The sequence below is a fragment of the Acinetobacter sp. OYA S30 genome, from assembly GCF_033599315.1.
Taxonomy (GTDB): Bacteria; Pseudomonadota; Gammaproteobacteria; order Pseudomonadales; family Moraxellaceae; genus Acinetobacter; species Acinetobacter baumannii.
The window spans coordinates 126952-140426 of sequence record NZ_JAWVAV010000002.1 but is presented as its reverse complement, the minus strand read 5'-3'; the positions used below and the strand labels follow the sequence as shown (position 1 = coordinate 140426).

Genomic DNA, 13475 nt, shown 5'->3' with positions numbered 1-13475 from the left:
GTGAATAATTTAGGGTGATATAATTAATTTTCAAGTGATGATCTATAAAAAATTATTCATTTTTTGCTTGAGATTTTTGAGAGTTAAAGTTAAATTAAATCAATAGAATAGACTGTATTTTAATGAATCTATAGTTCATGCATATAATGCCCTTTTCTATTGATTTTTTTTCCAATATTTATATAAACTAATATTTTTTAAAATTTAGAAATGTTTTAATTTCTATTTATTAATTTTATTAGGGTAAAGATGGCAAATATTGTATTAGTGCAAATGTGGGGGCCTATCCGTAAACAATTTATCAGTTCTCATAGATTTTATGTAGAACAAGGTAAAAAAAAATTGCTTTCTCAGTTTGAAAATATGGAAGAGGAAGCTGATAATTTCGCTAATGAATGGTTAAATGAAAATAGTCAATACTTTGACCCCGATCTACATGATGATGCATATTTTTATGAGCGGGCAGAAGATGAAAGTAATGACTTTTATTTAAATCTATTAGATCTTAAAGATCAAACTCGCTTTGCATTAATTGCGGGGATGTATCATAAGTGGGATAAACAATTACGCGATTGGTTGATTCTAGAAACCAAATTTCTAAAATGTTATACCGTATTAAAATCTAAAATTTGGAATGTTAACTTAGGAAATATTATTGATTTCTTTGATGGGTTAGGTTGGAATATCAGAAAAGAAAAATTCTTTAGCAAAATTGATGCTTGTCGCTTAATTGTTAATGTATATAAACATGGGAATGGGAATTCTTTTGATGAATTATTACTTAAATATCCCGAATACGTGGTTAATCCCTTGCCTGGATTAGATACTGCTTACCTAGACTATGAGAATGTAGTTCTAACAGATCAACATTTACAGGAATTTTCTGATGCTATTATTGAATTTTGGGAAACTGTACCAGAAAATTTTTTTATTTCTAAATTTTCTGGCTATCCTCACTGGATAGAAAAGGAGTTAAAGAAAAATAAATAGAAATACTAGGTTCTTTGACCAATAAAGTTAAAATATTTATACTAGAAAAGTATAGAGAGATATTTAAAACTAATTACTATTTAATAATTTCTATAAAAATGATATATATTATTAATCTTATTTAACTGTTTTATTGGTTATTTTTTATGAATAAAAAAATTAAAGTACTAGATATCTATCTAGATAACCTTAATCCTCGTCATGACCCTATTAGTGATCAACAGGAAATTATTGATCATTTGTTGAAAAAAGAAAAAGTTAAAAATTTAGCTAAAGATATTGCTGAAAATGGAATTAGTCCTATTGAACTTTTAGCAGTAGTTAAAGATAAGAATAATAAATATATAGTTGTTGAAGGAAATCGCCGTATATGTGCTTTGACTTTATTAAATGACCCAGATAAGGCTCCTGACCAAAGTTTAAAAGATTATTTTAAAAAACTAAAAGAAAAATCAGTATATATTCCGGATTTTGTACAATGCGAGGTATTCCAAAAAAGAGAAGATGCAGACTTATGGATTGAACGCCGTCATGAAGGTGAGCAGTCCGGGACTGGTACTAGACAATGGAATGCTGAACAAAAGACTCGGCATAATGCCAGATTAAAGAAAAGTGATGCTAATGCTTTAGCGCAAGCTATTTTTGATTTTGCGCTTGAATATAATTTAATAGAGAATAAGGAAATTGGTAGAGTTTTAACGACTGCTTCAAGATATTTGGGTAATCCCTTTTCAGAAAAACTCTAGGTATCATAAGCTCTCGTACTAATCGTAATGTACAAATTACCGTAGTATTCTCAGAGTTTAAAAAAGTTATAAGTAAATTTTGCACAGATTTAATCAATAGTGCGGATCCTACTTATCTTGAAATGACTGTCTCTTCAAGATCTAATAGCAAAGATGTAGAACAGTATGCTAAACAGTTAATAAAAGATGGTTTTGCTCCAGTAACATATATCGAACCTTATTTTTTATCAGATGCTATATCTTCCATTTCAGGTAGTGAGAGTGTTAACTCTCCTGAAGATACTGGAACAAAGGAAGGGTATAATCAAGGAGCTGATGAAACAAGCCATCCCCAAGATGAAGGAGCAAGCGGAGTTAGTACATTGGGAGCTGATAGCGTTGTAGGTACTACTCTACAAGAGGATGACATACAGGAGACTCATACAACAGAAGATGAAGCTTCTGACACAGATGATACTCAAGATGAAGGTGACACTGGGCAACCAGGAACAACGAGAGATCCTAATACAAGAATGTATTTATTATCAGGCTTAAAGGGATGTATAAAAGATCCAATATTAAGAAGAGTCTATAGTGAGTTAAGAAATATTAGAATTTCAGAAAATCCTTTAGCAGTTATGTTAGTAGCAAGAGCTTTTTTAGAAGGAATTTATATAAGTTATTATGAATTAAAAACCAGAACAAAAGTTCCCCCTAGAACAAAAGTTCATTCTATTTTATTAGAAATTATCAAGGTAATAGAAAAAGATAAGGAGTCTCTGTCAAAAGAGCAAAAGAATGCCTTTGTTGCACTAACAAAATTACCTCATGATAAACATAAAATTTTTGCATTAGGAAATCTTGGTGTTTATGCACATGCTGCTGAATATCCAGATAATATTAAGCGGATTATAACTGAATGGGATAATATTTCGGCAATAGTTCAATATATGTTAGTTGAACTATATAATGCTCATAAATAAAAAGTTAAAATTTTAATAGGTTTTATAAGGATTACCTAATGCCGCAGACACCATCACCTTTAAGATACCCTGGGGGGAAAACTTCTATTTGGAAAATGGTGTCTACAATTATAAAAGATAATCATTTAGAAAGAGGGCATTATTGTGAACCCTATGCGGGGGGGGCGGGGTTGGCCTTATCACTACTTTTTAAAGGTTATGTTCATGAACTTCATCTAAATGATATTGATCGTTCTATTTGGGCTTTTTGGAATGCAGTTCTACACCAAACTGATAGTCTGATCGAAATGATTCAAGAGACAGATGTCACAATTGAAGAATGGTATAAACAGAGAGAGGTACAGTTAAATAAAAATAAAGTAAGTGACTTTGAGTTAGCTTTTTCTTCATTTTTTCTCAATAGAACCAATAGATCAGGTATTATATTAAAAGCAGGAATGATTGGAGGTTTTAAACAAGAAGGTAATTATAAAATTGACTGTCGTTATAATAAAAAAACTTTAATTGATAAAATTAAAAGAATTGAAAAATACAAACATAGAATACATTTGTATAATCTAGATGCCTTGGAGTTTTTTGAGGTTACTAAATCCTCTTTGCCAAAAAATAGTATGTATTGTATTGATCCACCTTATTTTGAAAAAGGGCAGACTTTATATACTAATGCTTATGAAAAGCAGGATCATGAAAAAATTGCAGAAACAATATTAAAGCTGAAAAGACCATGGATTTTAACTTATGATAATGCTGAAGAAATTAGGAAGCTTTATAGAAGTAGAAAGCAATATACATTTGATCTAAATTACAGTGCAGCTGAAAAGCGAGTAGGAACTGAATTATTAGTGGTTAGTAAGAACATTAAAATATCTGATGAACTAAAAGTTCAAAAATTATAAAAAACTATTAAAACTATGATTGATAATATTATTAAATGCTTACCTATTTTTTTAGCTATTGTTCCATTTTTTGTATGGATTGATAAAAGTAAACGTTTTTCTCATAGAAGAAAATTTTATCTGAATAGATTGGAAGCTATATCAGTTTATATAGAGAATTATTATAATAATAAAGATATCAGTAAAGTTGAAAAAGACTGTGCTGCACAAGCTTTAGCTTGTTCTGATAAGATAGGACACCTAGAAGTTGATTATGTAATTGAAACATGTCCTCATAAATTTTTCTTTATTATAAAGAAGTTAACCCGTATAAAATTTTTAATTGATACGGTTGTAAAAGAAGAAAAAATATTCCTTTCCACTAGGTCTTCAAAGAACAATTATAAAAAAAAGAGGATTATTTTATTTTTTAGCTATATTTCTTCAATATTTATAATTTCAATTAATCATATTTTTGTTTTTCTTATAGATTGGTTGGGAGTATTTAAACCTTTTTATGTGGAAAGTTGGGTATTAAATCTAGGGTTGCTAATATTAATTTTTATTGGAGGAAGTGTAGCTATTATTTCTGGAATTTTATTTTTTTCTATAGATATCCTTATTGAAATTTATGATGACTTGAAGTTGTCAAATTTATCTTAGTCTCTCAAGATAAATGATAAAAGTTTATATAAAAAGCCACTTACGATAAATGGCTTTTTTATGACTCATTATTTGCGGCAATCGTCAGGTCCTAATTCATCTTTAGTATAGGAAGAATTTATTTTTTTCACCCAAGCTTTTTCTTTGTTATTTAACCAAGCATAAATATCTTTATAGTGATCTTGTTCTTTGGGTGAGATTACATCTTTAGTTTCACGTACAAATTTCGCCATCCAGCAGATTTCATTCAACTTACGAGTATTCAAACTTTCTTCAATAACATAACCATTTCCAGCTTCTTCTTCAAAAGCCTTTAATATATTTGCATTTGTTAATGTTGCATAAACTAATGATTTTGTGACATCACTATTTTTTTCTTGAGGGGCATATCTGTACACTCGGTAATTTGTAATTATTACATTGACGGCGCCACGTCCTGCATTAACTAAAGCTTCTCTATCGCTATTTATCTGGGAATTTGCACAACCATTCATGAAAAGCATAAACAGAAGGACACAGATAAATTTAATATAAGTCCTGTTCGCCGACATTATTTGGATCTCTATTGTAATCTCTGTTTTTCATATCGAAAGGCCCTGAAAAATTTAGGGCCATTTTATGAAATAATTATTTAGAACGGTCATCTTCACCACCAGACTCATTTCATCAATATCAAATTACTTTAAATTGATACACTGTAATTGACTTAAATAGTCTTTGTCTGAGCTGAGTCTTTTAAGATAAATTGGCTGATAAGATAAGGCACGCTTTGTGTCTTCTTGCAGGCTAGGTGGAGCTTTTTTCATATCAACAAGTGACGAATATTTTTGAATAAACTTGTTCATAATACAAAGTCCATCTACTGCTTCTAACGTAATTTTTTTATTGGCTATAATATCATTTTCGAAACTATCTTTATCTGTTTCATAATTCCCTATTAATGAATCCACTTTACGAACTGTATAGATAAGAAGTTCATTACTCATCTCAGATTTAGTATTAATGGTATTATATGCTGTTATATATAATCGTCTCGATTGGGCTATATCATCTGCAACAGCAAGAGTTCTTGATGCAAGTGCATTGCTAATTTCAGCTTCTCGTTCTTTATGACTTGTATTATCTGCATGACTATAACTCATCAATGTAACACTAAATAATAATATAGCTAAACGTTTCATAAGTTTTACTGCTTTACTTTCTTTTATCAGGATGCTCGACTCATACAATCAATAAAAACGTAAATGTATCAATTTTGAGTTAAGGCATTTTTAAAAAAGCCCTGAACAATCAGGGCTTTCTCTAGCTTACTTTAATTTTTTACATTCAATATCATTTAACGGTGAATCGGTTTTCATTATGATTTTTTCAATTTTCGGTTGAAGGGCCAAAGCCTCTTTAGATAGTTCTTTAGCTTCAGCAGAAACTTTGCTCCCGTTTTTTTCTTTCAGTTTTATATATTTTTCGATGTATTTATTACTTACACATAATGAATCTAAAGCATCAATAGACATCTTACTTTTTTTGCCCGAAGCCATTAAATCTAGGTCATCATTAAGCTTTAAATTTAAAGAATTGTATGTTGTATTTACTGCATGCATTAAAAAAGTTGCATAACTCAGCAATTGATCATTAGTTTCAGTTACCTTGTTAGCTTCATTGTATGCTGCTTTATATAAGAACTTTGTGTAATAAAGCTGATTAAACTGAGCATAGAGAGATGCTTCGCTTGCTTGGGTTACATCAGCTTCAGTAATTACATCCTTCTTGGGCGTGTTTGCTTGGCTACACGCTACTGTCAAAAGAGACATTAAAATAATACAAAGTTTAGACTTCACAATTAATCACCCATTTTTCTCATTTCAGACAACGGTCGCACATAACCATATTCAGCAACAGCAAGATTATAAGCCTGCCTATTCCATTTTTTTCGATTACCGAAGACTACTTCATACATTACTTGATCTATGTAAAAAGGACCTCTATTGAGTTTGACTGCTTCAGCAAGTCCTACATATCTGGCTTTATCAAATAAGCCCATACCAGTAGGAGCAAGTTTTACAATTTCTGGTATATCTTTATAGTTAGCAGCAGCTCTGATTTCAAACACATCTTTAGCAAGTTCAAATAGGGCTTTACCTGCTCGACTTGTCGCGACATCTGTTATGTAAGATGCAAAGCGTAGGTACATCAGTGTATGAAAATATTCTGTATAAATTAAACCAGGCGTAGCTTTTTCAATTTCACGTAAATCGAACTGCAAACCAAAATGTAAAGCCATATCATATTCAAAGGGTTGCCTTTCTTTAACATGGTCCCAATGGGCTTGTTTCATTCCAAACGTGTAAGGAACTATTTTTTTAACAGGTACTAAATTTTGCCAACCTTCACAAGCTGTTAGATAACCTTCATCTTTTGAGACGCACATGTTGGTTGTACTTTTAAGATCAATTTCAACATTTGCAGGTTTAGTGTCGTAGTTTGAATGAAAAATTATTCGACCTAAATTTGTGTTTATTTCTCTTTGAGAGCCAGCCATAAAAACTTCCAATAATTCTAAATAGGTTCAATTGGCTTCGATAAGTCCACTAAAATTACTTCTACAGATTCGGCTGTATAGTTGCTTTCATAAAGCGCCGTTAATCCGCTTTTATCAGTGTAGCCTTGTACAAGTAGCTGTCCTTTATCTTTACTATAAATTTCATACATAAGTTCAGTGAGTGGCTTTTTAGTCTCATCATCAACAAGCTTAAATTGGATTTTATGAATATCTTTTGACTTGTCTTCTACAAAACTATCTTGAGTTTGAGCTTTACTCACTGGTGAACTTTGAGCAGAACCCCCACCATTGTCTTGAACTACTAAGTTCTGTTGTGGAAGTAACTTACAGCCACAGGAAAGAGAGTCATTAACACGGGCAGCAGCTTTACCAAAGATTTGCATATACGGGTCGCCAGACACAATGGTTGCAACAACTTTATGAGTTGGGCAGGTAGCTTTGTCGCCGACGCAAGCAACGGGAATCCCGTCAATTAGGAACATGCTGTTCCCAGAAATTACTTGACCGCCACCACTAGTAGGGCAGCCTATTGTTATATATGGTGTTGCCAAATTTATTCCTTCTTATCTTTATGAAGTGTCAAAATGATACCAAACAGGGGGTAGACAATACTGTATATTTTTATTGTTCAGTAGAGTTAACTTATTTCCTAAGGCCCCCGTGCCACAACAGAACTTTAATTTTTTGCGCTGATTTAAAGTCATCCACCATTGCGGCACAGAGATAAGGGAGCTAAGCCAAACGCTTAGCCCATGTCGTTTTTATCGCACCGCCGCATCACGCTAAAAAAAGTAGGGGCAAAGTCCTGTGGGAGAGCAGGACTTTGCAAACTGACATGTTCTAGGCGTTGCATGAGCTGAGGCGAATACACTTGTTCAAGCCGTTGGTATATACAGTCGCAACTGGCTTGGGTATGCCCACCAGACAGGCAAATTTTTTCAAACTCCTGCTGCGTGCGGAGGTCACAACCCGAAACGCTGTAATCGCCGACAACGAGGCCTAAAACCAAAATAGTTTTATAAAATTTCATATTATTCTCGTGATGATTTGGGGATATCTCAATGAGAAAAAATAAACCGCTATATTTTAAGTTTTAAAATCATTTTTTAGGCAATAGTTAACCCGCCTATAAAAGCAATAAAATAAAATGACTTAAATTTTAAAATAAAAATAATTTATAGATTTAAAACTTTAGATAATAGAAAACCTAAATTTTAAATAAATAAAAAGTTTATAAGGGAGAGGGGGTTAATCTATAAAAGGTCATGGTTAACTCCTAGAATTTATGGAGCTCTACCACCAAAAATCACCGTCAATTGATTTGGGTGGTAGAACGAGAAGGGGTTGACAGACTGGGTATACACCAGCACGCGCAAGCGCGTCCCCCTCCCGTCCTACCGCAACGGTAAGGGGGAGGTGCAGGTTGCGCACAAGTCTGATACTCAGGAAGTATAAACCTGATACGCTGTATACTCGGTCTGTCAAAACCGACTGGCAATGTAGGCCAGCGGGACCATAATAATCATAAGTTTTTAACAGGTCAATTCAATTTAAATAAAATATTATAAAAATTTTAAATATAAATTTATATTTTAATTAAACTCAAAAGTTAATCGGTTTAAATCGTTAAATTAATAAAAATAATAAAGCTAAACTAAACGTTTAGCTTGCTCTTAAAATGTATAACGATAATTAATAAATACACGGTGCTGGCCCCAATCTTTCCGAGACATGCCATTTATTTTTTCACCTAGGTTTGCATTTTCAAACTTTGACTCATAATGCAAAAATGAATAACGCACCTCTAAGTTTTTCACCCACGGCAAGGCATAACTCACTGTAAAGTCAAAGTAACGCTCTTTACCTTCAATATCACTGCTGATGTTACTTTGGTGCGCACCAAAGCCATAAATATACTTCGCCTCGGTTTTTAAACCTTTCACGTAGTCTTTCCAGTTATATTTCAGGCGAAGGGCAACGGCGGTTTCATCGTTATTGGTAAAGTCAGGACCAATGGTTGCAGAGGTCGGAAACGGGTTGGTGCCGTGGTCTTGCGTTAAAACCGAATTGCGGGCGGAGTGCACAGCAAAGTTATCTTCAATCCAAAAACCATCAAACTTTGAAACGGCAATACCACCTTCGAGATTATTCTTGGCCACATTTACATCGACAAAATAACCATTGCCCCGGTTGTTAATGTCTTGGCCTTTGACACAGTCCAGCTCGGTTTCGGCACCGCATTTAAACAGCTTGCCATCATCACGTGAGAAAAAAGCACCTGTGTTGAATGTCCACACCAAGCCATGCAAAGGCAATTTATATTGAGCAATCGCCCCATACTTTTTTAAATAATCTTTGCTATTTAAATATTCGGCATTCATGCTCCAGTTTTTGTATTGATACTTGGCACCCAGTAAACCCACATAATCAATGCGCTCGTCATTTTCAGTCACCAGTTTTTCAAAAGAGTCCATGCTGCGCGGTTTCCAGCGGTCATAGTAGGCTATGTAAGTCTGTAGCTGATCATTTAGTTGAAACTGACCACTTGCACCCGAAAAGGTGTCGGGCACTGCGCGGTTATTGGTGCTTTTAAGTAACAGCGAATCGTGCAACTGACGGCCTAATTTAATTTCGCCTTTATCACCGAGTTTCGCTTTGATATAGAGCTGACCTAAAGTCGCAAAGTTTTGATCGAGCTTGCCGTTATTTTCGACCTCTAAAAGCTGAGCACTGGGCTTGCCAGAGTCAAATAACTTGGTGACTGCATAGAGTGAACCATCTACTCCAAGCCAGTCCCACAAGTAAGGTGACTGATAATTTAACTCAAGCCCTAAGGCACTTTGTTCATATTCACTCGACGAAGGCGAAGGGTTGGCAAGCGTAGGGTGAGCAGTGCCTTCATCGTTCCAGTAACGGGTGTTGAGTTTTAATTCTAACTTGCCAAATTGTTGAGGAAGCTCTGCATACGCGTTGCTCACACTGCTTAAACTAATACAGCCCCATAGCAAATATTTATTCATTTTAAATTCCTTTTTTAAGCATGAATAAGCCCTTTGCCTAACGCTTAGGTTAGGCAAACTTTTTATGAAATGGATGAATTAAGGAGAGAGTTTTTCGAGCACTTGGCCTTTGGTTTCAATGGCAAACAAGAAGGTCACAAGCCCACCAATGAGCGCCACAACGGCAAGTACACTAAACACGTATTGAATGCCATAGCCACCAACCACGAGGCCGACCATAACCGGTCCAATTGCAGAGCCGGCACGTAACCACGCGGTACTAAACCCGATGCCCATCGCACGTAGGCGAGTAGGGTAAAGTTCAGCAGCGTAAAGGTATAAAGAGAATGAAATGGTTTGCAAAATGGCATAGCTCAGTGTTGCTAAAATTACAACTTGCATCGCCGATTTTGCGCCTAAAACCGAGAGGCTCATGAGTGGAATAATCGCTAAGAAAAACGCTGCACTGTACCAAGGGCGGCGGCCGACTTTATCAATCATTAATGCACAGATAATAGAAGCAATCACACCCACGCCCGAAGTAATCCAGCCATAACCTAAACTGGTTTGCAGCGACAGACCAAAGTGTTGTTTGTAGAGAGATGGCAGCCAAGTCACCATGGCATTGTTCACCATATACACGCAAAACCACATGCCCCACAGGGTAAAAGTACGTTTACGGTAAATACCACGGAACAGCTCGCGCCAGTCGGTTTTTGCCATGCCTTGCGGGTTAATTTCTTTAACCACAGGTTCAGGCAAAGTTTTACCGCTTTTGATGGCACCATCTTCAAAGCTTTTGACGACTTGATCGGCTTCTTTAAAACGACCTTTTGAAGCAAGCCAACGTGGTGACTCAGGCAAGAAAAACCGTAAAGGAATCACCAGTAAAGAGGGAATTAAGCCTACAATAAACATGACTTTCCAGCCGTAAATTGGCATCAGAAAAAACGCTGCCATGCCTGCAAACATAAGACCAAGTGGGAATAAAACTTCATAGAGCAAGAAAAACTTACCGCGCTTTTCTGCACCAATAAACTCATTAATATAGGCACTTGCAACAGGGACTTCGCCACCTGTGCCAACACCTTGTAAGAAACGGAAAATTAACAGTGACATTCCGCTCCAAGCAAACAGACAAGAAATGTCCATTGCCACAAACAGTAAAATGGTAAAAGACAGCACTTTTAAACGACCAACTTTTTCGGCAAGTGAACCAAAAAAGATCGCACCGACCAGTTGCCCAACATAGCCCGCGGCAATGATCGCGCCGACATAGGCAGGCGTCAGGTGCCATTCGGTAATGAGTTGGGGTAAAGCAAAGGCAATCGCAAGAACAGTATAAGCGTCAAAAAAAGTCGCGATACCGATGGTAATTCGCATAAATTGCAATCGTCCGGTGACGGGTAGCCGTTCGAGCCTTGCAATAATTTCTGCATTTTTTTGATGATGACTAATTTGTTCTACATCCGCTAGATTTGTCATCTTATATCTCCTTATCACTACATTCCTCGTAGTTTTGTTGTTCTATTTCGCACTACCTGTTCACCACAGTTTGCATGCTTTTTATTATTGTTTTTAAGAGACATGCCCGATGTTTGGCCTCAGGCAGCGTACAGGAAAAAAAGGCTAGCGTATATGCTAGCCCGAATGGAATTTAAGCAACGGCTTGGGTTAAATCGACCTTGCCAATTCCGGCTTGACGCATTGCATCATGAATTTCTTGCTCAGCACCATCTGCCAGTGGAAGCAGAGGTGAACGCACAGTGGCATGGTCCAAAATTCCGCGAGCAACCAGTGCATGTTTCAGCGCGACCGTACCTTCCATGTGTGAACCACGGTGATAGACATTGCGAGTTACTGGTAATAATTGGTCGTGAATCGCACGAGCTTTGGCGTAATCTTTGGCTTTGCCTGCTTTAATCATTTCAATTAACAATTCAGGGGCAATGTTGCCATAGCCAACCAAAGCGCCGTCTACATCAAACATGGTGTGAAGCAAATATTCATCGTGGCAGGTCAATACCTGTAAGTCTGGGCGTTCACGGCGAATAATTGGAATTTCGACATCCCAGCGGCGCATGTTACGCACACCATTTTTCATGGCAAATACACCTGGCTGTGCAGAAATATCGAGTAGGGTTTCTAGGTCGTAAGTGGCCTTCGTTGCATCTGGATATTGGAATAAAATAGATGGCAAACCACTTTCTTCATAAATCGCTTTATAGCGGTCTTGTGGTGCGCCTTTTTGATAGCCAAAACGCAACCAGCCATGTGAAGGGTAAATCAAACCTGCCGAAGCACCTGCGCTGACTGCACGTTTTGCTTCTTCTGCTGCAACCGAAGTACCTTCGAGTGTAATCCCTGCGATTACCGGAATTTTGTCATCTACCGATTTAACAAAGCTTTCGATGACCTGCATTTGTTCTTTTTGCGACAAGAATGTTCCTTCACCTGCATGCCCAAGAACAACCAAGCCTTTCACACCATCAATACTGCCTAACCATGAACCTAAACGTTGAATTGCATTATGGTCTACTTGTCCGTCACGGGTAAAAGGAGTCACAGGTGCTGGGGTTAATCCACGTAAATCTAAACTCATAATCGTACTTCCTATACAGTGTAATTAAATATTCTCTGGTTCTTAATCTGACTTAAATCGTGTTGTAGAGAACATGATTGGAGTATAGAAATAGGTGAGCTATGTAGGAATTACCAATTCTTGAATTTCAGTTATACTGAAAATGTATGGCTCAAAATGCTGCCTATTTACGATTTAGGAAGAATCGATGAATTATGAATTATGGAAAATATTTTTAGACGCGGTGGAACTCGGTAGCTTAAGCAAAGTCGCCATGCTGCATAACACCAATCAACCGCAAATCAGTCGGCAAATGAACGAGCTTGAAGCCCAATGTGGCGGACGTTTGTTTAACCGAACTGGCCGCGGCGTAGAACTCACCGATTTAGGCCAGCATTTACTTCCTAAAATTCGTTCATGGCTGAACGTAACCGACCAACTTAATAATGAAATTTTGCACTCGACCGATACCCCAATTGGTACGGTTCGTATTGCCAGTTTGCCCTCTACTGCACATCCATTGTTATCGACTTTGTATAAAGTGCTTCAAGAGAAATATCCCCTAATTAAACTGTCGGTGCGTGAAGGGCAAGGGGTGCATTTAGAAAAATGGCTAGAAGATGGCAGTGTCGATTTAGCCATACTCTATCGCTTTAACCCGACACCTAAACAAGGAGATGTTTACCTTACCGAAGCCGATACCTATTTGGTCGGCTGTGAAGGAGACGCGCTCACTCAGGCAAATGAGGTCGAATTTAAAGAGGTAAGTCAGTTACCACTGGTCACGTTTTGCAGGCCAAGTAACTGGCGTAATTTTTTAGACCACCTAGCTTATGAAAATGGGGTAGAGCTGAATATTGTGTTTGAAGCCGATTCGATTAGTTTACAAACCCATTTAGTTTCCGAGTCTCGCATGTATACCATGCTGGGGCCGCAAGCTTTAAAAAAAGCCAGCCAATACACTTCAATTCAAGCCGCAAAAATTATTAACCCCGCGCTAAAGCGCTATATTTCTTTATCTATTTCTAAGCACGGCTATTTAACGCCTGCGTGTAAGGCGGTGATGGAAGAAATTAGAAATCTTGCTGATTTGCTTTAA

General features: G+C 36.4%; 15 protein-coding genes. 6 read left to right on the top strand and 9 right to left on the bottom strand.

The features are described 5' to 3' along the window. The first annotated feature begins 249 nt into the window (after nt 1–249). The 5 genes from R5R67_RS01935 to R5R67_RS01915 all read left to right on the top strand — a co-directional run bounded on the left by R5R67_RS01935 (nt 250) and on the right by R5R67_RS01915 (nt 4236). A complete protein-coding gene (locus R5R67_RS01935; RefSeq protein ID WP_001284308.1) occupies nt 250–990 on the top strand; it encodes a hypothetical protein in 741 nt (246 codons plus the stop codon). Between the two features lie 146 nt (nt 991–1136). Beyond that, nucleotides 1137–1736: a hypothetical protein gene (locus tag R5R67_RS01930; RefSeq protein ID WP_002040567.1), complete on the top strand. Its 600-nt coding sequence runs from the start codon at nt 1137–1139 to the stop codon at nt 1734–1736. Between the two features lie 122 nt (nt 1737–1858). Further along, nucleotides 1859–2698: a hypothetical protein gene (locus R5R67_RS01925; RefSeq protein WP_000218843.1), complete on the top strand. Its 840-nt coding sequence runs from the start codon at nt 1859–1861 to the stop codon at nt 2696–2698. Nucleotides 2699–2736: 38 nt separating this feature from the next. Then, the gene (locus tag R5R67_RS01920) at nt 2737–3594 is read left to right on the top strand and encodes a DNA adenine methylase (RefSeq protein ID WP_001136664.1); all 858 of its coding nucleotides are present in this window, start codon (nt 2737–2739) and stop codon (nt 3592–3594) included. Between the two features lie 15 nt (nt 3595–3609). Beyond that, complete coding sequence (locus R5R67_RS01915; protein ID WP_000566723.1) at nt 3610–4236, top strand: hypothetical protein; 627 nt, start codon at nt 3610–3612, stop codon at nt 4234–4236. A 68-nt stretch (nt 4237–4304) separates the two neighbouring features. Here R5R67_RS01915 and R5R67_RS01910 read toward each other — a convergent pair whose 3' ends face one another. The 9 genes from R5R67_RS01910 to R5R67_RS01870 all read right to left on the bottom strand — a co-directional run bounded on the left by R5R67_RS01910 (nt 4305) and on the right by R5R67_RS01870 (nt 12397). Beyond that, the gene (locus tag R5R67_RS01910) at nt 4305–4739 is read right to left on the bottom strand and encodes a hypothetical protein (protein ID WP_079265671.1); all 435 of its coding nucleotides are present in this window, start codon (nt 4737–4739) and stop codon (nt 4305–4307) included. 174 nt (nt 4740–4913) lie between these two features. Further along, a complete protein-coding gene (locus tag R5R67_RS01905; protein ID WP_000824787.1) occupies nt 4914–5417 on the bottom strand; it encodes a hypothetical protein in 504 nt (167 codons plus the stop codon). Between the two features lie 126 nt (nt 5418–5543). After that, nucleotides 5544–6074 (bottom strand): hypothetical protein, encoded by a 531-nt coding sequence (locus R5R67_RS01900; protein WP_000837439.1) that lies wholly within the window; start codon nt 6072–6074, stop codon nt 5544–5546. Between the two features lie 2 nt (nt 6075–6076). Next, nucleotides 6077–6775 (bottom strand): hypothetical protein, encoded by a 699-nt coding sequence (locus R5R67_RS01895; protein WP_000919097.1) that lies wholly within the window; start codon nt 6773–6775, stop codon nt 6077–6079. A gap of 17 nt (nt 6776–6792) precedes the next feature. After that, complete coding sequence (locus R5R67_RS01890) at nt 6793–7347, bottom strand: PAAR domain-containing protein (protein WP_025466906.1); 555 nt, start codon at nt 7345–7347, stop codon at nt 6793–6795. Nucleotides 7348–7541: 194 nt separating this feature from the next. Further along, complete coding sequence (locus R5R67_RS01885) at nt 7542–7826, bottom strand: hypothetical protein (RefSeq protein WP_000675273.1); 285 nt, start codon at nt 7824–7826, stop codon at nt 7542–7544. A gap of 643 nt (nt 7827–8469) precedes the next feature. Then, entirely contained in the window at nt 8470–9816 is a 1347-nt protein-coding gene (locus R5R67_RS01880) for an OprD family outer membrane porin (RefSeq protein ID WP_001046230.1), read from the bottom strand. Between the two features lie 78 nt (nt 9817–9894). After that, nucleotides 9895–11280, bottom strand: coding sequence for an MFS transporter (locus R5R67_RS01875; protein WP_000182790.1), 1386 nt, complete (start codon nt 11278–11280; stop codon nt 9895–9897). 172 nt (nt 11281–11452) lie between these two features. Continuing rightward, on the bottom strand, nt 11453–12397 hold the full coding sequence (locus R5R67_RS01870) for a dihydrodipicolinate synthase family protein (protein ID WP_000050879.1): 945 nt from the start codon (nt 12395–12397) through the stop codon (nt 11453–11455). A gap of 187 nt (nt 12398–12584) precedes the next feature. On the opposite strand from R5R67_RS01870, the gene R5R67_RS01865 reads away from it, so the two are divergent. Then, the gene (locus R5R67_RS01865) at nt 12585–13475 is read left to right on the top strand and encodes a LysR family transcriptional regulator (RefSeq protein ID WP_001105548.1); all 891 of its coding nucleotides are present in this window, start codon (nt 12585–12587) and stop codon (nt 13473–13475) included.